Below are 20,406 nucleotides of genomic sequence, written 5' to 3' on the forward strand. Positions count from 1 at the left end.
GAGCCATGATCAAACTCTTCAGTTTAAAATCAATAGTGCTTTATTCAAAACACCAAATCTGGCTCATCAATTTTCTGACAAATATTTCTCAAATAAACTTCGAGTAATTTCTACCATCAATCAATGAAAATAATTTCGATCAATCAACCAGTAAAAATCCACACAAGTTGTTCTTCATAATCTCTTAATGATCTATTCCCTACCTCGTCAGTAGAAAATATAACGCAATAAACATTTAACAACTTAACCTGTTCAGCTAAGTTCGTTTGCTGTATCGCGTCGGGATGCAGCGTATTCTATAGAGTTTTTAAACCAACGCAACCCCTATTATAGCATTTTCTATAATTCTGTATTCGAGTGTTTGCTTTTTAACCCAATAAGGTATTTTTAGCATATTTAAAGACTATTTTGAGTATTTTTTACACATTGCAACATTCATTTTTTAGATCATTTTTACCATTTTAATTTTTATTCGTGCTTCTCAAAATAATAAAACCAGCTTTACGCTGGTTTTATTGAGATTTATTAATTGGAATGCTCTGCTAGCCATGACATAAACTTCTGACGTTCTACTTTATTTGCTTTTTGCCATAATTGAATCAGTTGCTGATCAGCAGTTACTCCTGAAGTTAACGACTCACTAGAAGCAGCTGCCACCATTTTTGATTGCACTGCTGCTTGTGTATATATAGGTGCTGGCTGATTCTGCAAAGCTGTTTTCTTTTGAGTCAAATCTGTAGTTTTTGAAAATATACCTTGTCCTAACCATGGTTTTTGTTCTGTGTTTGCACCTACTTGCTGCACCAGCATCTGATTATTTTTATCAAACAATGCCACCACAGGTTGTTCAGCATATTTTTTTGCAGCTTCAAAATTTGCCGGCGCATTGATCAGGTCCAGTCGATATTCTTCACCATCTTGCAAAATGGACGTGCGGACAGTCACCACAGATGATTTCACAATATCGTGTTCACCATTCAAATGTTCAAAATACTGGGTGTAACGCATACTAATATTGCTAATACCTGCATCAACTTTGTATTGATTGTTCTTGGCACGAAATAATCCCGTATTAACTTCCTGATCATTCACCGCTAGAATTTTAATTTCTTCTGGTGCTGAAATAGTGACGGCTGAAAATGCAGCACTACTTACCATCAATGCAGCTGCAGCAAAAGTTAATTTTAGGCTCATCCCACTATCTCTTCTTTGAATATTAAAAATAAATTGCACTATGCAATTAACAAATGACAATTTTATGACAAAGCCATTTTTAATACAGCTGTATTTTCAAGACTTTGTTGAGATAAGCTTTGCAGCTTAATTGATTTATCTATCATTCACTTTATCAATAAAAAGAGTGCCGTTTCAGCACTCTCTTAACTTGACTTAAGTAAAACATTGATCAGTCAAATCTTTTGAAACGAATACTATCATCAAGAAATGTTTTTTCTCCCGCTGGGGCTTCAATTGAACCAAACACCAGTTCGGCACGTAATTTCCAGTTTTTAGGGATATCGAAGGTGGCTGCCACTTCATCATCAATCACGGGATTGTAATGCTGCAAGGAAGCACCAATATGCTGTTCTGCCAATGATGCCCATACAGCAAACTGTGCAATGCCAGTCGAATGCTCTGACCATGCTGGAAAATGCTCAGCATATAAGGGGAATTGTTCTTGTAACGATTTTACCGCATCCTGATCTTCAAAAAACAGTACCGTGCCATAACCGGCTGCAAAACTGTTAATTTTTGCATTAGTACTTGTAAATGAATCTTCTGGCACAATTTTACGTAATGTTTCACGTACGATACTCCAGAATTTCGCATGTGATTCTCCATATAGAGTCACGATACGTGAAGTTTGTGAATTGAAAGCAGAAGGGCTATTTCGTACGGCCTCTTTAATAATCTCTTCGATTTGATCAGCTGCGATCGGAACGTTTTGACCAATTGCATAAATAGTACGGCGTTGTTTCATATGGGCTAAAAATGACATGGCTCACCTTCTTGGAATTTTAATAACCGTAATTAGAATATATTGATCTTATGTTAATTTTAGAAGTATTCCGCAATTAAAAAAGTGACATTGTGTTTTATTTATAGAATAGTTTTATAGTTGATTTTCAACCGATATAAAACAATAAAGCACCTATAAAAAATGCTTTATTGATATCACGATCAGATTAATTCAGAATTCTAAATCGTTCAGCATTTTGAGGTTCTTGTTTAATCTCTGCTTCTTGTTCAATGGAACCAAAAACCAGCTGTGCTCGCAGCAACCAAGATTCATTAATGTGAAAATGTTCCGCAACTGCCGTATCTATACTCGGATTATAATGCTGCAGACAGGCACCGATGCCTGAATCAGCCAAGGCTGTCCATACTGCATATTGCGCCATACCCGATGTTTGTTCTGACCAGATTGGAAAATCATCAGCATTAAAAGGAATTTTCTTTTGCAATTTTTGAATAATGTTCTGATCTTCATAGAACAGTACCGTTCCATACCCTGCCATGCATTGATCTATTTTCATTACTGTACCGGCGAATACATGTACGGCGACTAGTTTACGTTGCACTTCTTTGACAATTTCCCAAAATTGCTTATGGGAATCACCAAACAACACCACAATTCTAGAACTTTGACAATTTAATGCAGATGGACAGCTTCGCACAGCCTCTTGAATCAACTCTGCCAAATAGGCCTGGCTAAAATGAACCTTTCTTCCTAGAACATAAATACTGCGACGTTTTTTTAATTGATCAACAAATGTTAATTCATTCACCTCTTCAACAGCTCTTTTTTTAAATTTTAATTCTTTGGTGATATCTGTGGTAAGGACATGACCAATTTTCTCTAATAATGCCACAACAGTACTCCCCAATAAGAATGCTAAAGCTTTTAAGATTTTTTCATATTCTAACGGTTTTATAAGAGAGTTCTTTGGATCATGGATTTTTAAATGTTGTTTTTTAAATCAAACAATTACTACTAAAATAACAAACTCCGCATTTAGCGGAGTTTGTGTGAAATATCACGCATTTTACTTTTCAGTTTCGAATAATGCTGCAACAAATGATTTTGCCGAAAATGGACGTAGATCATCAATTTTCTCACCCACACCAATAAAGCGAATAGGTACATGGGTACGGCTAGCGATATTAAATAACACACCACCTTTAGCCGTGCCATCGAGCTTGGTAATGGTAAGCCCTGTCAAGCCAACAGCTTCATCAAACATTTCAACCTGATTAATTGCATTTTGACCAGTACCCGCATCCACCACCAGCATAATCTCATGCGGTGCTGTAGCATCAATTTTTTGCATCACGCGTTTTACTTTGGTCAACTCTTGCATTAAATGACCTTTGTTATGCAAACGACCCGCAGTATCAGCAATCAGCACATCCACGCCTTTGGCTCGTGCACTCTCAAAAGCATCAAAAATTACCGAAGCGCTGTCTGCACCATGACCCTGTGCAACCACTGAAATATTGTTGCGTTCGCCCCAAATTTGCAGTTGTTCTGTTGCTGCCGCACGGAAAGTATCGCCCGCAGCCAGCATGACTTTTTTGCCCTCACCTTGCAAGCGTTTTGCCAACTTACCAATCGTAGTGGTTTTACCCACGCCATTAACCCCTACCACCAAAATCACAAATGGTTTTTTATTTGGATCAATATGTAAAGGTTTAACACGCGGGGCCAGCAATGCCACCAATTCTTCTTGCAGCGCTTTGTACAGCGAATGTGAATAAATCAGATCACCACGTGCAGTACGTTCAGTTAAATTGGCAATAATGGTTTTGGTTGCATCTACACCAATATCTGCAACCAGTAATTGCTCTTCCACTTCTTCCAGCAATTCATCATCGATTTCTTTACCACCAATGAGAATGTTGACCATACCATCGGCAAGGTTTTTACGGGTTTTCGTTAACCCTTCTTTCATGCGGCTAAAAAAGCCACCTTTAGGCGTAGCACCTTGCTCTATTTCTGTTTGCTCGGTTTCTGTGGCTACAGGCGCAGAAACAGTAGCTTGTTTATTTTGAGTTTCAACAATAGGGATATTTACCGCAGGTAAATTCGGTAAAGTGACATCGTCATCCCCGATATCAGCATCAATCAAAAATTTATTTTGCCCATTAGATTGCTGTTGCATGCCGAATCCTTGAAAAGCATAGCGTTAAAAAACAAGGATTCTAGCATAGTTTTGTCCTGCGTTTTCCAATAGACACTGAACACACCAAAAACCAACAACTTAACCTTTGCTTTCAAGCAAAAGTTTCTGAAAAATGATCATAAATATAATTTATGACTGGGGGTAAATCTTGTGCTCGAAAGCAGCTACCCACTTTTTTTAAAGCCGTCTTTTTTTAAAAATCCAGTTTTAACGCTCACATTGGCTTTATTGATGCTTCAAAGTGGCTGGGTACATGCAGAGACTCGCAATAAACTGACACCTACGACCTTTGAAACTACACTCAAAAATGGTTTAAAAGTAATTATTCGGGAAGATCACCGTTCTCCTATGGTCATGACGCAAATCTGGTACCGGGTAGGCAGCAGTGATGAATCGGGGAACTTATTAGGCATTTCACATGTACTGGAACATATGATGTTTAAAGGTACGCAAAAAGTTCCCGATGATGAATTTACCCGCTTAAGCCGTATGTATGGTGGACGCATCAATGCTTCAACTTTTACCAATTACACCAATTATTACCAGCTCTACCCTAAAACCTATTTCCCACTGGCTTTAGAACTTGAAGCAGACAGGATGAGCAACCTGTTATTACACCAGCAGGATTTTGACCCTGAAATTAAGGTGGTAATGGAAGAACGGCGCCTACGCACAGATGACAATCCCCGATCCCTAGCTTTCGAACGTTTTAAATGGATCACCTATCCAACCAGCCATTATCGCCAACCGGTGATTGGCCACATGAAAAACCTGCAAAACATTCGGCTTGAAGATATCAAAAAATGGTATCGTGACTGGTATAGCCCCAATAATGCCCTCTTGGTGATTGTCGGTGATGTCGACACTGAACAAACCTTGCTGCAAGTACAAAGGTATTTTGCCGATATCCCTGTCAGAAAAACCCCGCCACGCAATGACGTATTAGAATTTGACCATATCGGTTATCGCCATATGGAATTGAATTTTCCTGTGAAAGTACCCAACCTGTTTATGGCCTGGAACGTGCGCTCACTGGTCACAGCCAAAAATCCGCAAGATGCTTATGCCTTAACCATCATCAAGAACATCTTGGACAGTGGAATTTCTTCACGACTGCAAGATCATCTGGTGCGGGACAAAAAAATATTAACCTCGGTCAGTGTATCTTACGATCCTTATAGCCGCGGAGATAGCTTATTGAGTATTTCAGCCTTGCCTATAGACGGATTGAGTTTGCCAGAGGCAGAAAAGCCATTCAAGCTGAAATTGAGCTGCTCAAAACGGAGCTGGTCAAACCCACAGAAATCAAGCGAGTGACAGCTAGATATGTCTCCAATTTAGTCTATAGTCAGGATGACATTGCCGGACAAGCCCAGATGATCGGCAATCTGGAGATTAACGGTTTAAGTTTTCGCTTGATGGATGAACTGCCCAAACATTTTGAAACTGTCACTCCGCAAGATATACAACGCGTGGCGAATATTTATTTCAGCCTTGACAATTTGAGCACCTTATACCTTTTTCCTGAAAATAAAACCCAATAGTGGAATTTGCTATGTTCAAGCTGCATTCTCGCCTTATCTTTGTTTCTATGATGATCTGGGTTCAAGCAGCAAGTGCTGAAATTGATTTAAATACTCTCCCCGATGACTATTCAACACAGCTAAAATCAATCCCCCTGTTACAAAGCTTGAAAATCACCCATCCACAAAATCAATTCCACGCCCCCTATGTGCATGAGTTAAAAAACAGATATCAAATTCGTACGCTATTTGTAGAATCACAGGATTTACCTATGGTTGATATTCAGCTGACCTTTAATGCAGGCTCGGCCCGGGATGAGGAAATCGCACCAGGTTTATTTGGTATTGCTAATATGGCAGCAAAACTGATTGATGAAGGAACAGAAAAATATACGGCCAATGAAATTGCCCATACTTTTGAAAATGTAGGGGCACGATTTAGTGCTCAGGCGTATCGGGACATGTTTATTGTAAAATTACGGGTATTGTCTGAGCCTAAAAAACTTGAACCTGCTTTAGCCATGCTGCTGGAAGTGCTCAACCATTCCACCTTTAAAAAGCCCAGTATCGATCTGGTATTAAGCAATACTCAAGTCGGTCAGAAACAGATCCAGGAAAGCCCTGGCCGCATGATGAATATCCTGTTTTACCGTGCTTTATATGGAAAACATGCCTATGCCGAACCCATTACCGGGACTCAGCGCAGTATTAGCAAAATCACACCGGCACAATTACAGCAGTTTAATGAACAATTTTTGGTGGCACAGAACCTGAACATTGCCATTACTGGTCAACTCAGCCTCAAACAGGCGCAGCAACTTGCTGAACATATCTCAGGCAACCTAAAACAGGGAGAAAAAGCTAGACCTCTAGCTCAACCAGTTGATAAATCGGGTTTTGATATTCGCCATATCAAGTTTAAATCCAGTCAGGCACATATCATGATGGGACAACTGGGCCCTACACGTTTTGATCCGGATCGACTCGCCCTGGAAGTGGCCAACCAGATGTTTGGCGGAAGTGGTTTTAATTCTATCTTAATGAAAGAACTACGGGTTAAGCGCGGTTTTACCTATGGAGCTTATAGTTCATTTTCATTTAGTCAGGCGCCAGGCATGTTCAGTTTTAGTTATTCAACCCGACAAGACCAGTTGCTCGACAGCATACAGGTTGCTCATCAGGCCTTGATCAATTTTGTCAGCCAACCTATTAACCCAAAACAGCTGGAAGAAACCAAGGCCGGCATGTTACGCGCTTTTCCAAATAATTATAGTAGTAATGCCAGTATCAATGCACAGTTAGGTTCGCTAGGATTTTACAATCAGCCCGCTGACTACCTGAGCAACTATCCCAAATTATTAGAAAAAATTACCGTGCAAGATGTTCAGAATGCCCTTCAAAAACATCAGCATCCTGAACGCCTCACTATTATTGTGGTCAATGATAAATTAGACAAAGCCGCGCTGGAGACAATACTTAAACAAGATTTAAGTCCCCAAGTTCACTCAAACACGCCTTCGGTTGAGCCAATCCCTAAAACAATTATTGCTCCGCCTGCAAAGGAGGTAACTGATGAGCCTGTGTCATCTCCAGATGATGCGCCTGCATCAATTTGAAATATTGCGCATAAGGAATCTGAGGTTGCTGTATCAAGAGCAGGGCCATTTCCTGGGTCGCCGGATAATTGGCTTGAGCTGAAAGTTGTACTACATTTTCAAATTGTTTAACAGTAATGGGACGATGCAGGGCAATGAAAGCAAGAATCAGAATAATGGCAATGATTACAACGACAAATCCGTTATAAATATCTTCCAGCTTTATTTGAGATTTTAATTGAACAATTTTTTGTACAGCGCTATGCATAACCTACCTCGAATTCAAGGTAGTGTAGGATGCAGCATAAAGAAGCACAAGCAGATTTGCTCAATTTCTCCATATTTACCACAGAAATCAAGCAAATCAATTCAGCGATTAGACAATGACATTCCGGATTACTGCAAAGTAAAGCACCAGTGCGATAATCACTAATACCACTAGAATTGCAAAAGCCCCCACTCCTCTTTCAGCATGCACGGGATGCAGTTCATCATCGTCCGCTATGCGCAGCAACTCACCATTATAGATACTATAAAAATCCTCACGTTGCTGTATATCAAGCTGGCGAGTAAAATCATAAACTCTTTTACGCTGTGCCAAACAATAATTACCCAAGTGAATTTCCTGATGGAAAATGGCTTCGTCTAAATTTTTACGATGCTGATGTGCAAGTTCAATGATTTGATCTACTGTAGGAGGCAAATCGAATGTAAAACCATCTAATGTTTTTGTCATATTATTCTCCTTATATTTTCAAACTCTCATTAACATACTAAGCAAAAATCATTTTGTATATTGTTTAATCATGTAACCTTGAATTTAATAATATAGCCCATAGATATTGTTTGACAATTTAGGTGCGATGTAATATTAATTTAACAATAGCTAGTTAAATTGGTATCAAGACGAACTTAATAGTCGATCTAGCAATCATAATTACAATAAGGAGTTTAATATGATTCAACAAATCTCTCATCAAGACTTAGAACATGCATATGCAGATGCAGTCAATACTATTCAATCTCAAATGAATTTTGCAGATGCGGTTCAAAAATTGGAAGAGGTCGCTCGTGCTGGTCATGGTAAAGCTGCCTTATTTTTAGCAGAACTTTATTATCAAGGCTTCCGGGTAGAACGCGACTCACTCAAAGCACAATATTGGCAGAAACTGGCCACGATGCAAGCCTAATCAAACGTCACCAAGGTGGCGTTTTTTAATGCCTTCTCTTTCTAAATACATATTTATTTACATAGTTTCTCAAAGCTTACACTGAACTTTCATCTTCATTCCTTACAATAACTGCTGAATTCACTACATGTATTCGGGTATGAATCAAATTAATTCATTACAGCCTATTCCTAAAGACTTATTTTTTAAGATCACGATTTTAAAATCTATGATGTATTGTGGTGTACTGTGGGGTTTATATCATCAGCAGGGTTGGGCCATGATGTCTGACCATGAAGATTTTATTTTTCCCTTTTGGCTAAACGGTATGCAGGCACAAAAATATGCCGAACGTCATTGGCCAAATTATATGCCGCGTAAAATTACTTCAGCTGATTTTCAGGACTTGCTGTTACCAACACTCACTCGTTTAAATGTTACCCCCGCACTTTGTAATTCATCTAGCCAAAAATTTAAATTGACCACACAACAGATGCGGCATTTCTTTTTTGCTGAATCTTTACAATCTGCTTGAGGGTTTGCGGCAAATATTAAAAGTGAAATTCAGAGAAATGTAAATTTTTATTAATGACCTGAAAAATATTTGCATTTTTCTGATTTCGCGCTAAGTTTAATGTCAAATAAGGAACAAAAAGGATGATAATAAATGACTAATGTTGCACAAGTTATTCACGATAAAATTGATAAAACCATTTTTACGATTGATCCAGAATCAACGGTACTTGAAGCAATTTCGCTTATGGCAGATAAAGGCATTGGTGCACTGGTCGTGACTGATCAAGAGAAAGTGGTCGGTATTCTTTCTGAACGTGATTACATGCGTAAAGTGACGTTGATGGAACGGACCTCTAAAGAAACGACAGTCGGTGAAATCATGACTGCTAAAGTACTGACCGTGACTAAATCCACCAGTGTTGAAGACTGTTTAAGTTTAATGACTGATCGCCATTTACGTCATCTTCCTGTAGTTGAAAATTCAAAACTGGTAGGGTTAATCTCGATTGGTGATTTGGTCAAAGCCGTAATGGAAGATCAGCGCAAACTCATCGATCAATTGCAGCAATATATCGCCAGTTAAGATTTAAAGCACATTAAAAAAACCTCTCGAAATGAGAGGTTTTTTTAATCCCTTTAAAGCTCCCTTTTTCATAAAGAGAGACTTTAGCTATCTTCCTATAACAATAGAAAAATAATACATCTTCAAAAAGATGAGCACATATGATGTAAGTGGGAGATTTTATAATTAGTTCAAGCCTAATTTTTCTGCCACATAATCCGAGTCTTTATCGCCACGACCAGAAACGTTCACTACAATTTTCACATCTTTTGCCATTTTGGGTGCTTCACGCAAAGCCCAGGCGACTGCATGAGAACTTTCTAGTGCAGGCACAATTCCCTCTACACGTGAAAGTGTCATAAAAGCATCCAGACATTCCTGGTCTGTTGCTGTGGTATATTCCACACGACCCAAGTCTTTCAACAAGCTGTGCTGCGGACCCACACCCGGATAATCCAGACCTGAAGCAATCGAATGTACCGGTAAAGGCTCACCTTGTTCATCTTCAAGGACATAACATGCCATTCCGTGAAGCTGGCTTGGTTTACCCAGAGTCAAGGTTGCCGAATGCATATTAGTATCCAGGCCATGGCCCGCAGGTTCTACACCTACTAGTTTTACATCGGCATCGTTTAAAAATGCAGAAAAGGCACCCATGGCATTTGAACCACCACCAACACAAGCTACGATATAATCCGGGTTTGAACCAAAACGGTCATGGGTCTGAACTTTAATTTCATCACCAATAATTGCCTGAAAGTCACGTACCATTTTCGGGAATGGATGTGGACCAACCACTGAACCAATCGCATAAATAAAGTTTTTCGGATCTTTGAGATATTCTTCAAACGCGCTGTCTACCGCATCTTTTAATGTTGCCGCACCACGGGTAACAGAAATCAGGTTGGCACCCAAGATCTTCATCTTCACCACGTTCGGATGTTCTTTTTCAATATCCACTTGCCCCATATGAATTTCACATGGAATACCGACTAAGGCACATGCAGTTGCAAGTGCCACACCATGCTGGCCTGCACCCGTTTCAGCAATTACTTTTTTCTTACCCATGTATTTAGCAAGCAAAGCTTCGCCTAGGCAATGGTTAATCTTATGTGCACCGGTATGGTTTAAATCTTCACGTTTCAGGTAAATTTGCGCTCCACCCAATTGGTCAGACAAACGCTTGGCATGAAACAGTGGACTTGGACGACCCACATAGTTGGCAAATAAATCGGCTAGTTCATTCTGGAATTCTGCAGTATGGCGAATTTGCTCATACGCGACATTAATTTCATCCATTGCTTCTTTTAAATGAGGCGGAATAAACTGACCACCGTATTGTCCAAAGAAACCTTCTTCATTGGGTAATGGGATGCCATTAATTTGATGATCCATTTTCAATTCCTTCATTTAAAAAGAACGCATTTAATTTCAATGCGTTTAACGAGCCAAATATTTTGTCATGTCTTCCACGCCCTTTAAGGTCATGGGATACATATGATCTTCAAAGATTTGTTTGATCTGACCAATGGTATGGGTGTAATGCCAATAACTGTCTTGTTCTGGATTAAGCCAGGCCGTCTTTTCAAAATGTTGACGTAAACGCTGTAACCAGACATTACCTGCTTCATCATTCATATATTCAACAGAACCACCCACTGAGTTCAGCTCATAAGGTGCCATACTGGCATCCCCTACCACAATTACCCGATAGTCGCGCCCATAAGTATTGAATAAATCCCAGGTATTCATGCGGGTATTAGAACGGCGGATATTGTCTTTCCAGACATAATCATACAAACAGTTATGAAAATAAAAATATTCTAAAGTTTTAAATTCGGTTTTGGCCGCGCTGAACAGTTTTTCACATTCAGCGATATACGAGTCCATCGACCCACCAACATCGAACAACATCAGCACTTTAATACGGTTGCGACGTTCGGGAACCAACTGTACATCTAAAATACCTTGCTTGGCGGTTTCACGAATCGTGCCATTAATATCCAGTTCTTCAGCTGCGCCTTGACGGGCAAACTTGCGTAAACGGCGGAGTGCCATTTGCATTTGCCGTGTACCTAAAATCTGTTCATCATCCAGGTTTTGGTATTTACGCTGTTCCCAAACCTTAACCGCAGAACGTTTACGTCCTGGCCCACCAATACGCACACCTTCAGGATGATCACCATACGCCCCAAAGGGTGAGGTGCCACCGGTACCAATCATCTTGTTACCGCCTTGATGCTTCTTATGCTGCTCACGAAGACGCTCTTCCAGCATCTTCATCAGCTCTTCCAGTGAGCCGGCTTTTTTCAGTTCTTCCCGCTGCTCAGGCGTGAGATGCTTTTCCAGAAGTTCCAGATCAAACCAGTCTTTTGGTAACTTATGCACCTGATTAAGCAAATCATCCAGATCAAAAGTGGAGATGCCATCAAAGTAATCTTTCATGGCCCGGTCAAACTTGTCAAAGAAACGCTCATCTTTAACCATAACCGTTTTTGCGAGTTCATAGAACTCTTCCTGATTGACAAACACCAAGCCTGAAGCTACAGCTTCATTCAGATCAATCAGTTCACGGGTTGATACTGGCACACCGTATTTGCGTAAGGTATAAAACAATCGCACAAACATGCGTGTTTCTCCCTTAGCGACGCGACATAAAGGCTAAACGTTCAAGCAACTGGACATCTTGCTCGTTTTTAATCAATGCACCATAAAGAGGTGGAATGGCTTTGGATTTGTCATGCTTGCGTAAAATATCTTCAGGCATATCATCAGCCATCAGCAGGCTTAACCAGTCAATCAGTTCTGAAGTGGATGGTAGTTTTTTTAAGCCCGGAATCTGGCGAAGCTTGAAGAATACTTGTAAAGCTTCATTCACCAAAGCTGCAGACACTTGCGGAAAATGCACGTCAATAATTTCACGCATGGTCGCTTCATCAGGGAATTCAATATAATGGAAGAAACAGCGGCGCAAGAATGCATCTGGCAGTTCTTTTTCATTATTTGAAGTAATAATCACGATAGGACGCTGTGTCGCCGTGATGGTTTCCCCTGTTTCATAAACAAAAAATGACATTTTGTCGAGTTCATGCAATAAGTCATTCGGAAACTCGATGTCTGCTTTATCAATTTCATCAATCAACAAGACACAGCGTTGTTCACTGGTGAAGGCTTCCCACAATTTTCCAGGCTTGATGTAGTTTTTAATGTCATAAACACGGTCATCACCTAACTGGCTATCACGCAAACGCGATACAGCATCGTATTCATACAGGCCTTGCTGGGCTTTCGTGGTGGACTTGATGTGCCAGGTGAGTAGCTTCAGTCCCAAGCTTTCTGCGACTTGTTCGGCAAGCAGGGTTTTACCTGTGCCCGGCTCACCTTTAACCAAAAGCGGCTTTTGCAAGCTACGTGCCGCTTTAACGGCAAGTTTTAAACTATCAGTCGCAATGTACTGATCTGTACCAAGAAATTGTTGAGTATCCACAGACATGATTTAACCTTATTGTTTTATTTAAAGCGGTGAACTATTGTTGTTTGCGACAAACTTTGCTTTGTTGGCCATATATTTTGACCATAAAGCACCAATGATCAGGCCAAGCCCGATCACAAAGAGAATGAGAGAAGCATTGGTCCAGACCAAAGCTTTTTCTTTGGTTAAAAGACCAAATAGCAGTCCAAAAAAAGCCGGAGCGATAGCAGCATTATTTCCTTCAGAAACTGTCGGCGTGAGTAAAATGGCAAAGCCGATGAGCCATGTCATTCCACCTAGCGGCTTAGGCAAACGTTTTGCAATAACATACCAGGCCCAAAGAATAATCACGCTTCCTAGCAGATATACCGTGACGGCAATGCTATCTTCAGGAATTGAATCTAGTAGTGAAAAAAAACTATTCATCGTTACAACTCCTGATTAGCCTTTAAGCGCCACGCAGCCCTTCGGGTGCAACCGCATTCGGATTGATTAATCCTTCTGGAGGGACTTGAATAAAGAAACCTTTGGTTTCAATAGAGTCAATCACATGTAATACATTGACACGCGCCAGTTTACGGCTTTCGGTTAACTCCAAATCCATAACAAAAGTTGCACGACCAAATGCAACACGCATCGCTTCTGGCAAGATTTCCAGCGGATTTACTGCCTCAGCTTCATTCTCAGAAGTTTCTGGACGGGCGATGTAAAGATACATTTCATCTTTTTTGCTAGATTTAAAAATTGAACAGTGCATAGTTGAAACAGGACTCATAAAACTCAGCACAAAGCATACATTAAAAAAAAGACCGATACATTAGTGATTATTAACGCATCAGTCGTGATTGTGTGTAAATGTTAATTCTTTGAACAAAATGGTTAAAAATTAGTCCATTACTTTCATTTGCGTAGACAGATAACGTTCATCTGCATGTAACACATCAATCAGGGGCTTGGTCAGAACATCATAGCGCCAACCGAGCAGATAAGCGGGCAAATCTTGTTCATCATTATGAAATACTACATGCTGATATAGTGCATTGAGCCATTTTTTACGCATCAATACTTCTTTAGGTACCGTAGTTTCCTGCACCACAGCCTGAATGACATTCTCCACTCTTTCACCAATTTCTTTGGATGAGTGACGAATTGGACGTGCCATACGCAGTGGCCATTCTGCCTGTTCAGGCAAAAATTTAAGTAGGTCCAGAATGGTTTTACCATATTCACGCACAATATTTTGACGAATATCCTTAATGCTGGACAACTGGAAATGATTACGCGGATTTTTTTCTACCAGATCAATCAGGGTAGAATTTTTCAGAATAAAGCTGCGAGGATAATTCAAGGCTTTGACCATCTGTTCGCGCCACACAGCCAGTTGTTGCAACTGCATCAATTGACGGCGTGAATGCCGGTAGTTTCCAATATCGTGATAAAGCAACTCTAAAGGTGTTTCCTGACCAATTTCATGGGTCAGATGACGGCAATCTTCCAGGGCAAAATCCAGTAAGTGCTTATCGCCTAATTCCTGCTGGATCTTATTCGATAGATTCATCAGATATAGTACGTCATTCGCCGCATAGGTGAGTTGCTCCGAGCTTAACGGACGTGCCAACCAGTCAGATCGGGTCTGGTCTTTATCAATGTCCACATCCAGCATGTGCTTTAACGCATTTTGATAGCTTACCTGTAGTCCATGGCCTAAAAAAGACATGCCAATCTGGGTATCAAAAACATTGCTTAGGCTTTTTTGCTGTGAGTAATGATAAATTAAATCAATATCTTCACTGCAAGCATGGAAAATATTTTGCTGGGCCTGAAACAATTTTTTCCAGAATGCCGACAGGTCTAAACTTGTGCCATCAAGTAAAAAAACCCGATCCGCAACATTAATTTGAAATACACCGAGTTTAGGCCAAAGAGTATCCACCTTGATGAATTCGGTATCCAATCCATAAATGGATGTCTGCCCCATCAAGTGCAGAATATCTTCTAAATCTTTTTGTTGATGAATGAACTGAAACATATTACCGAGTCTAAAAGCAGATTCTCTTGAAAAGTATATTAACCGATATATAACATTTAGATATAACAAAATCTACATCTAGCGTGTATATTCACCATATTTTAATATTTAAATAAAAAATCAACATTTTTTTATATTTTTTTTGTATAAGTTTAAGACTATTTTTCTCGTAGATGCCACCCAGTTCTTATTCTTGTTAAAAATAATGAAATAAGCACCCTGGTACTTATTTCATACGCATACGATTATGCACCGCCTGACTTAAAGTATGACTATCCACATATTCAAGTTCTCCCCCTTGAGGAACACCTTGAGCAATCCGGGTCATTTGAATCGGTAAATGCTTGGTTGCTTCAACCAGATAATGTGCTGTCGCCTGACCTTCTACAGTAGCATTGGTTGCCAATATAACTTCTGAAACCGTGCCCTGACTCAGGCGCTGAATCAGATAGGGAATCCCGATTTCTTCCGGCCCAATTCCGTCCAGTGGAGATAAATGTCCACCCAGCACATGGTATTTACCCCGAAAACTACCACTTTGTTCAATCGCCATCACATCTGCTGGTGATTCCACCACACAGAGCAGCTGATCATCACGTTCATGCGAAAGACAAATATCGCAAACTTCATTTTCAGTGAGCGAATGACAAACGCTACATTCATGAATGTAGGTAGCTGCTTCATTTAAAGCATGTGCCAGCCCGACTGCACCTTCCCTGTTTTTCATGATCAGGTGTAATGCCATGCGCTGAGCCGATTTCGGCCCAACACTTGGCAGAATCCGTAAGGCTTGAACCAGTTGATCAAATCGATCACTAAACACTGGACGTATTCCTTAGAATAAACCTGAAAGACCTGGTGGCAAGCCCATACCAGAATTTGCCGCTTTCATTTTTTCCTCAGAAATAGCTTCAGCCTGACGTGCAGCATCATTCATTGCAGCTGCGATTAAGTCTTCAATCATGTCTGCATCATCTTGCAGCAATTCAGGGCTGATTTCGATACGTTTTACCACGTTGCGGCAAGTCATAGTAACTTTTACCAAACCACCGCCTGCTTCAGCATGAACTTCAGTTTGCGCAAGCTGTTCTTTGGCCTTTTTAACATTGGCTTCCATATCTTTTTGCATGCGCTGTGCTTGCTGCATCAACATGTTAATGTTCATAAAATACTCCGAACACAAAACTTAAAAATAAGATAAAAATTTAAATTAAATCTAAACCACGACTAATGTCGCGAATAATATCATCAATATCTTCCAAACCAACAGATACACGGATTAATCCTTCACGAATCCCTGCAGCTTCTTTGGCTTCTGGTGAAAGCTTACCGTGAGTGGTAGTTGCTGGATGAGTAATAGTTGATTTCACATCGCCCAGGTTACCGGTAATGGAAATAAACTGGGTATTGTCGATAACTTTCCAAGCCCCTTCACGCCCACCTTTGACTTCAAAGGACACAATACCACCAAAACCGCTTTGCTGTTTGGCTGCAAGCTCATGACCGATATGTGAAGGCAAACCAGCGTAATACACTTTTTCTACTTTGTCGTGCTGATTTAAGAATTCAGCCAGTTTTTGTGCATTTGCTGAATGTTCACGCATACGTAAACGCAGAGTTTCCAGACCTTTCAAAAAAACCCAGGCATTAAATGGACTCATTGACGGGCCAGTGGTGCGAACATAACCAAAAACTTCTTCAAGCAATTTGTGATTACCTACCACAGCACCACCCAATGCGCGACCTTGACCATCCAGATATTTGGTTGCTGAATAGACAATCAGGTCAGCCCCTAATTTAATTGGCTGTTGCAATGCCGGCGTACAAAAGCTGTTATCAATCGCCAGCAATGCACCATTGGCATGAGCCAGATCCGCCAAGGCCTGAATATCGGCAATTTCAGCCAGTGGATTGGACGGAGATTCGACAAACAGTAATTTGGTTTCAGGTTTGATGGCATTTTTCCACGCATCAAGATCGGTTAAATCAACAAAATCGACTGCTATACCAAATTTAGCCACGTATTTTTCAAAAAGCGAAACTGTTGAACCAAACACCGCACGTGAACAGATGACGTGATCGCCCAGTTTCAAATAAGACATAGCCACAGCCATGATGGCTGCCATGCCAGTACTGGTTGCAACAGCACGTTCCGCACCATCTAATGCGGCAAGGCGCTTTTCAAACATTGCAACTGTCGGGTTGGTAAAGCGCGAATAAATGTTGCCAGGTTCCTGACCAGAAAACTTAGCTGCGGCTTCTGCTGCATTTTCATAGACGAATGATGAAGTGAGAAAAATTGGCTCACCATGCTCGCCTTCAAAACTGCGTGTATGACCTGTACGAATGGCTAAGGTATCTAATTGGTATTCAATGTCGTCTTGTTGGCTCATTTGTATTACCCAGTCCTGGACTGTATTGCTAATAATTGCCAACATTTTGAGCGTCTATGGCATTTAAGGTCAAGGTATAATGCATAAATATCGCCTACACTTCGATCAATCCCCCATATGTCAGCACACCCAGCAATGATTCAAGTTAAAAATAAAATTGCCAAACATAAAAGCAAACTCAAAAACCTGTCAAAGACTTTATTTAACTCAAAATCACTGGTTTTATCGCAAGCCACTCCCTATGAAGTCATTGCAGAGTACAAACAGACCCGAGTACGCTATTACGCCTCAGCAGATAAGCAATATAAAGAACCCCTGGTTTTTGTTGCTCCCCTTGCAATAAACATGGCCATTTACGACCTGTACCCCTACCGTTCATTGGTAAAACACTTTCAACACAGTGGCTTTGATGTCTATTTAATCGAATGGGGTCGATATAGCTATCGAGATCGTTTCCTCAATTTCATGTCATTTATTGATGATACCATTCCGCATTGTATAGACCAGATCCGAACTCACTCGCATAGTGATGAAATTTCACTGCATGGCTGGAGTATGGCAGGTGTATTTGTCATGCTGTATTGTGCATTGCAAAAACCGAACCATGTTAAAAATTTAATTGTATTGGGCAGTCCGGTGGACAGTCATGCATCAGGCCGTACCGGCAAACTTTTTCAAAAGACCAATCAACTGATTGCCAAAAACAAAACACTGCAAAACAAGATTTACTCAGGAATGGTACCCAAGCATCTGATTCATAGCCCAGGCATACTAAATTCACTCGGTTTTAAAATGATTGATCCTGTGGGATGGATACAAAGCCAGAAACAGCTTCTAGCAAACCTCGATAACCTGCAAGCCTTATATGAACACGCCACCATGGGTAATTTCCTGAACCAGATGATTGACTATCCAGGCGGTATCAATCAGGACATGATTTTTAATGTTTGGCTACAAAATCCGCTCAAAAACGGTGTTATCAGATTACAGGATAAGCATATCGAATTAAAACATATAGCCTGCTCTTTACTGGTAGGCGCGGGTCGTAGCGATCGGATTGTTTCCGAAGAGGCCGTTAAACCGTTAATTGAATTGACAAATAGTCAGGATGTCACGTTTACTCTTATCCCGGGTGGTCATTTGGGACTCATGTCTAGCCAGTCCAGTGCCAACGAGTTCTGGCCTTTCATGACCACTTGGCTAAAACAGAGATCGAGCAAAATATAAAGGAAACATCATGATTCAGTCAGTTGCATTTATCGGCTTAGGCGCAATGGGTTACCGCATGGCAGCACATTTACCTCAACATTTTGATACGGTCTATGTATGGAACCGTAATTTCGAAAAAGCCAAACAGCATGCAACTGAATATGGCACCCAAGCTGTAGAACTTGAGCAAGCAGTTCAGGCCGATATCATTTTTTCTTGCCTGCCAACGAGTAAGGAAGTTGAAGATCTTATTGCAACGGTTCAGATTAAATCGGGCGCAGTATGGGTCGATTGCACCAGTGGTGTTCCTGCATCGGCAAAAAAGCTCAGCCAACAATTAAAAATATCGAATGTGGATTTTCTCGATGCACCGGTGAGCGGGCAAACCATTGGTGCGGAAAATGGCACATTAACCGTAATGATTGGTGGTGAAGCTGCTGCTTTTGAAAAATCCCTACCTGCTATTCAGGCTTTCGGGAAACTGATTAAACATGTCGGTGAATCAGGTGCAGGTTTCGCAGTCAAAGCAGTGAACAATATGCTATTAGCCGTCAATCTCTGCTCAGTGGCTGAAGGTTTCACCACCTTAAAAGCGCATGGGGTAAATCTGCATGAAGCTTTAGACTGCATTAATGCGTCAAGCGGTAAAAGTGGCGTAACGGAAATGGTGTTACCACAACGTATTTTAAATCGTGCCTTCCCGCTGACTTTTGCTCTGCCATTATTGGCAAAAGATACCGGAATTGCACTTGATCTGGTTCGTGATGCCAAACTGTCAGCACCGGTGATTGCCTTGACTCAAAGTCTGATTCAGGCAGCCAGTAATTTAGCAGAAAAAGACAGTGACTTTTCTAGTGCTGTGAAAATGTACGAATCTTGGAATAAAATTACACTTGAGTAATTACTCGCCATTGAATAATAATAAATAAACCTAATATTGTGTAGAAGTGCTCTACACAATATTCTCACAGAGGAAACCCTCATGACCAAGCTTAGTGTTGCAGTTTTGGCTAGTTTTACAACTTTCTTTGGGGCAACTGCTTTTGCAGCGACAGCAGAGCAAGAGTGCCAACAATTAAAAAATGACCATGATGTCATTTATGCCTCTAAAGGTTTTTGCTTTAAAGACCCGGAAGCCAAGGCCAAGTTCGGCAATGACAATTGTTATACAACCAAGCCAAAATTTTCAGAAAAAGAGCAACAACGACTTGACGCCATCAAAGATCGTCAGAAAGAATTGAACTGTAAATAATTACAGCACCCAATCACTTTCAAGGACTAGACATGCTTTACGATGATCAAAATATTTTTGCACGAATTATCCGTAATGAACTTCCTGCAATAAAAGTGTATGAGGACGAACAGGTTCTGGCTTTTATGGACATTATGCCCCAGGCAGAAGGTCATACGTTGGTCATCCCGAAAACACCTGCAATTACCTTGCTCGATCTGCCACCTGATGCCGCTGCCTATACCATTCAGATTGTGCAAAGAATTGCCCAGGCAATGAAAATAGCACTTGATGTTCAAGGTATTGTACTGATGCAACTTTCAGGTGCATCTGCTGGTCAAACAGTTCCGCATGTACATTTTCACCTTATTCCAAGTTCAGTGCATGAGCTCGGAAAACATGCATTGCACATGGGTGACCAGGAAAAAATTAAAGCACTGGCTGAAAAGATTAAAGCTGAACTTTAAAATTCACTAGAATTTTAATTTGTAAAAAATGGAGCTTAAGCTCCATTTTTTTATAT

General features: G+C 40.6%; 23 protein-coding genes and 1 pseudogene. 9 read left to right on the forward strand and 15 right to left on the reverse strand.

All coding sequences use genetic code 11. The features are described from left to right. Positions 1–525: 525 nt before the first annotated feature. The 4 genes from B9T38_RS07935 to ftsY all read right to left on the reverse strand — a co-directional run bounded on the left by B9T38_RS07935 (position 526) and on the right by ftsY (position 4,163). On the reverse strand, positions 526–1,194 hold the full coding sequence (locus B9T38_RS07935) for a DUF2057 family protein (RefSeq protein WP_086196286.1): 669 nt from the start codon (positions 1,192–1,194) through the stop codon (positions 526–528). 211 nt (positions 1,195–1,405) lie between these two features. After that, positions 1,406–1,999, reverse strand: coding sequence for a nitroreductase family protein (locus B9T38_RS07940; RefSeq protein ID WP_086196287.1), 594 nt, complete (start codon positions 1,997–1,999; stop codon positions 1,406–1,408). A 187-nt stretch (positions 2,000–2,186) separates the two neighbouring features. Beyond that, a complete protein-coding gene (locus B9T38_RS07945; RefSeq protein ID WP_086196288.1) occupies positions 2,187–2,873 on the reverse strand; it encodes a nitroreductase family protein in 687 nt (228 codons plus the stop codon). A gap of 174 nt (positions 2,874–3,047) precedes the next feature. Next, positions 3,048–4,163, reverse strand: a complete 1,116-nt coding sequence (ftsY, locus tag B9T38_RS07950) for a signal recognition particle-docking protein FtsY (protein ID WP_086196289.1) — start codon at positions 4,161–4,163, stop codon at positions 3,048–3,050. Between the two features lie 252 nt (positions 4,164–4,415). Here ftsY and B9T38_RS07955 point away from each other — a divergent pair. After that, positions 4,416–5,728 (forward strand): annotated as a pseudogene (locus tag B9T38_RS07955) (M16 family metallopeptidase). An 11-nt stretch (positions 5,729–5,739) separates the two neighbouring features. Then, positions 5,740–7,323: a M16 family metallopeptidase gene (locus B9T38_RS07960; RefSeq protein ID WP_086196290.1), complete on the forward strand. Its 1,584-nt coding sequence runs from the start codon at positions 5,740–5,742 to the stop codon at positions 7,321–7,323. On the opposite strand, the gene B9T38_RS07965 is transcribed toward B9T38_RS07960, so the two are convergent. Together B9T38_RS07965 and B9T38_RS07970 are read right to left on the reverse strand one after the other, a co-directional pair. After that, positions 7,250–7,570 (reverse strand): hypothetical protein, encoded by a 321-nt coding sequence (locus B9T38_RS07965; protein WP_086196291.1) that lies wholly within the window; start codon positions 7,568–7,570, stop codon positions 7,250–7,252. The two genes, B9T38_RS07960 and B9T38_RS07965, sit on opposite strands and share 74 nt — an antisense overlap. A gap of 108 nt (positions 7,571–7,678) precedes the next feature. Continuing rightward, on the reverse strand, positions 7,679–8,038 hold the full coding sequence (locus tag B9T38_RS07970) for a hypothetical protein (protein WP_086196292.1): 360 nt from the start codon (positions 8,036–8,038) through the stop codon (positions 7,679–7,681). Between the two features lie 220 nt (positions 8,039–8,258). On the opposite strand from B9T38_RS07970, the gene B9T38_RS07975 reads away from it, so the two are divergent. The 3 genes from B9T38_RS07975 to B9T38_RS07985 all read left to right on the forward strand — a co-directional run bounded on the left by B9T38_RS07975 (position 8,259) and on the right by B9T38_RS07985 (position 9,570). Further along, entirely contained in the window at positions 8,259–8,492 is a 234-nt protein-coding gene (locus B9T38_RS07975) for an SEL1-like repeat protein (protein ID WP_086196293.1), read from the forward strand. Positions 8,493–8,631: 139 nt separating this feature from the next. After that, entirely contained in the window at positions 8,632–9,006 is a 375-nt protein-coding gene (locus B9T38_RS07980) for a DUF2750 domain-containing protein (protein ID WP_086196294.1), read from the forward strand. A 132-nt stretch (positions 9,007–9,138) separates the two neighbouring features. Next, on the forward strand, positions 9,139–9,570 hold the full coding sequence (locus tag B9T38_RS07985; RefSeq protein WP_086196295.1) for a CBS domain-containing protein: 432 nt from the start codon (positions 9,139–9,141) through the stop codon (positions 9,568–9,570). Between the two features lie 165 nt (positions 9,571–9,735). Here B9T38_RS07985 and trpB read toward each other — a convergent pair whose 3' ends face one another. The 9 genes from trpB to B9T38_RS08030 form a co-directional block, all read right to left on the reverse strand. Continuing rightward, positions 9,736–10,944, reverse strand: a complete 1,209-nt coding sequence (gene trpB / locus B9T38_RS07990) for a tryptophan synthase subunit beta (RefSeq protein ID WP_086196296.1) — start codon at positions 10,942–10,944, stop codon at positions 9,736–9,738. Between the two features lie 45 nt (positions 10,945–10,989). Continuing rightward, on the reverse strand, positions 10,990–12,177 hold the full coding sequence (locus B9T38_RS07995; RefSeq protein WP_086196297.1) for a vWA domain-containing protein: 1,188 nt from the start codon (positions 12,175–12,177) through the stop codon (positions 10,990–10,992). A 13-nt stretch (positions 12,178–12,190) separates the two neighbouring features. Beyond that, a complete protein-coding gene (locus tag B9T38_RS08000) occupies positions 12,191–13,042 on the reverse strand; it encodes an AAA family ATPase (RefSeq protein WP_086196298.1) in 852 nt (283 codons plus the stop codon). Positions 13,043–13,063: 21 nt separating this feature from the next. Continuing rightward, positions 13,064–13,447, reverse strand: a complete 384-nt coding sequence (locus B9T38_RS08005; protein ID WP_086196299.1) for a hypothetical protein — start codon at positions 13,445–13,447, stop codon at positions 13,064–13,066. A 22-nt stretch (positions 13,448–13,469) separates the two neighbouring features. After that, the gene (locus B9T38_RS08010; RefSeq protein ID WP_086196300.1) at positions 13,470–13,778 is read right to left on the reverse strand and encodes a YcgL domain-containing protein; all 309 of its coding nucleotides are present in this window, start codon (positions 13,776–13,778) and stop codon (positions 13,470–13,472) included. 129 nt (positions 13,779–13,907) lie between these two features. Next, complete coding sequence (locus B9T38_RS08015; protein WP_086196301.1) at positions 13,908–15,050, reverse strand: ribonuclease D; 1,143 nt, start codon at positions 15,048–15,050, stop codon at positions 13,908–13,910. A 226-nt stretch (positions 15,051–15,276) separates the two neighbouring features. Next, positions 15,277–15,873 (reverse strand): recombination mediator RecR, encoded by a 597-nt coding sequence (recR, locus tag B9T38_RS08020; RefSeq protein ID WP_086196302.1) that lies wholly within the window; start codon positions 15,871–15,873, stop codon positions 15,277–15,279. Between the two features lie 12 nt (positions 15,874–15,885). Beyond that, positions 15,886–16,215, reverse strand: coding sequence for a YbaB/EbfC family nucleoid-associated protein (locus tag B9T38_RS08025; RefSeq protein ID WP_086196303.1), 330 nt, complete (start codon positions 16,213–16,215; stop codon positions 15,886–15,888). 40 nt (positions 16,216–16,255) lie between these two features. Further along, entirely contained in the window at positions 16,256–17,443 is a 1,188-nt protein-coding gene (locus B9T38_RS08030) for an O-succinylhomoserine sulfhydrylase (protein ID WP_086196304.1), read from the reverse strand. A gap of 135 nt (positions 17,444–17,578) precedes the next feature. Between B9T38_RS08030 and B9T38_RS08035 the strand changes: the two genes are divergently transcribed. The 4 genes from B9T38_RS08035 to B9T38_RS08050 all read left to right on the forward strand — a co-directional run bounded on the left by B9T38_RS08035 (position 17,579) and on the right by B9T38_RS08050 (position 20,350). Next, positions 17,579–18,670, forward strand: coding sequence for an alpha/beta fold hydrolase (locus tag B9T38_RS08035; protein WP_086196456.1), 1,092 nt, complete (start codon positions 17,579–17,581; stop codon positions 18,668–18,670). A gap of 10 nt (positions 18,671–18,680) precedes the next feature. Continuing rightward, positions 18,681–19,553 carry an NAD(P)-dependent oxidoreductase gene (locus tag B9T38_RS08040; RefSeq protein ID WP_086196305.1) on the forward strand — a complete coding sequence of 291 codons (873 nt, stop codon included), beginning with the start codon at positions 18,681–18,683 and terminating at the stop codon, positions 19,551–19,553. An 81-nt stretch (positions 19,554–19,634) separates the two neighbouring features. Further along, complete coding sequence (locus B9T38_RS08045) at positions 19,635–19,904, forward strand: YARHG domain-containing protein (protein ID WP_086196306.1); 270 nt, start codon at positions 19,635–19,637, stop codon at positions 19,902–19,904. A gap of 32 nt (positions 19,905–19,936) precedes the next feature. Next, positions 19,937–20,350 (forward strand): HIT family protein, encoded by a 414-nt coding sequence (locus B9T38_RS08050; RefSeq protein WP_086196307.1) that lies wholly within the window; start codon positions 19,937–19,939, stop codon positions 20,348–20,350. The last annotated feature ends 56 nt before the right edge of the window (positions 20,351–20,406 follow it).

Source organism: Acinetobacter sp. ANC 4218 (assembly GCF_002135245.1).
GTDB lineage: Bacteria > Pseudomonadota > Gammaproteobacteria > Pseudomonadales > Moraxellaceae > Acinetobacter.

What these genes read in the sequence shown, in the direction of transcription:
- B9T38_RS07935 (WP_086196286.1), bottom strand. Translation starts at nt 1,194, where the DNA reads ATGAGCCTAAAATTAACTTTTGCTGCAGCTGCATTGATGGTAAGTAGT.
- B9T38_RS07940 (WP_086196287.1), bottom strand. Translation starts at nt 1,999, where the DNA reads ATGTCATTTTTAGCCCATATGAAACAACGCCGTACTATTTATGCAATT.
- ftsY (WP_086196289.1), bottom strand. Translation starts at nt 4,163, where the DNA reads ATGCAACAGCAATCTAATGGGCAAAATAAATTTTTGATTGATGCTGAT.
- B9T38_RS07960 (WP_086196290.1), top strand. Translation starts at nt 5,740, where the DNA reads ATGTTCAAGCTGCATTCTCGCCTTATCTTTGTTTCTATGATGATCTGG.
- B9T38_RS07965 (WP_086196291.1), bottom strand. Translation starts at nt 7,570, where the DNA reads ATGCATAGCGCTGTACAAAAAATTGTTCAATTAAAATCTCAAATAAAG.
- B9T38_RS07970 (WP_086196292.1), bottom strand. Translation starts at nt 8,038, where the DNA reads ATGACAAAAACATTAGATGGTTTTACATTCGATTTGCCTCCTACAGTA.
- B9T38_RS07975 (WP_086196293.1), top strand. Translation starts at nt 8,259, where the DNA reads ATGATTCAACAAATCTCTCATCAAGACTTAGAACATGCATATGCAGAT.
- B9T38_RS07980 (WP_086196294.1), top strand. Translation starts at nt 8,632, where the DNA reads ATGAATCAAATTAATTCATTACAGCCTATTCCTAAAGACTTATTTTTT.
- B9T38_RS07985 (WP_086196295.1), top strand. Translation starts at nt 9,139, where the DNA reads ATGACTAATGTTGCACAAGTTATTCACGATAAAATTGATAAAACCATT.
- trpB (WP_086196296.1), bottom strand. Translation starts at nt 10,944, where the DNA reads ATGGATCATCAAATTAATGGCATCCCATTACCCAATGAAGAAGGTTTC.
- B9T38_RS07995 (WP_086196297.1), bottom strand. Translation starts at nt 12,177, where the DNA reads ATGTTTGTGCGATTGTTTTATACCTTACGCAAATACGGTGTGCCAGTA.
- B9T38_RS08000 (WP_086196298.1), bottom strand. Translation starts at nt 13,042, where the DNA reads ATGTCTGTGGATACTCAACAATTTCTTGGTACAGATCAGTACATTGCG.
- B9T38_RS08005 (WP_086196299.1), bottom strand. Translation starts at nt 13,447, where the DNA reads ATGAATAGTTTTTTTTCACTACTAGATTCAATTCCTGAAGATAGCATT.
- B9T38_RS08010 (WP_086196300.1), bottom strand. Translation starts at nt 13,778, where the DNA reads ATGCACTGTTCAATTTTTAAATCTAGCAAAAAAGATGAAATGTATCTT.
- B9T38_RS08015 (WP_086196301.1), bottom strand. Translation starts at nt 15,050, where the DNA reads ATGTTTCAGTTCATTCATCAACAAAAAGATTTAGAAGATATTCTGCAC.
- B9T38_RS08025 (WP_086196303.1), bottom strand. Translation starts at nt 16,215, where the DNA reads ATGAACATTAACATGTTGATGCAGCAAGCACAGCGCATGCAAAAAGAT.
- B9T38_RS08030 (WP_086196304.1), bottom strand. Translation starts at nt 17,443, where the DNA reads ATGAGCCAACAAGACGACATTGAATACCAATTAGATACCTTAGCCATT.
- B9T38_RS08035 (WP_086196456.1), top strand. Translation starts at nt 17,579, where the DNA reads ATGATTCAAGTTAAAAATAAAATTGCCAAACATAAAAGCAAACTCAAA.
- B9T38_RS08040 (WP_086196305.1), top strand. Translation starts at nt 18,681, where the DNA reads ATGATTCAGTCAGTTGCATTTATCGGCTTAGGCGCAATGGGTTACCGC.
- B9T38_RS08045 (WP_086196306.1), top strand. Translation starts at nt 19,635, where the DNA reads ATGACCAAGCTTAGTGTTGCAGTTTTGGCTAGTTTTACAACTTTCTTT.
- B9T38_RS08050 (WP_086196307.1), top strand. Translation starts at nt 19,937, where the DNA reads ATGCTTTACGATGATCAAAATATTTTTGCACGAATTATCCGTAATGAA.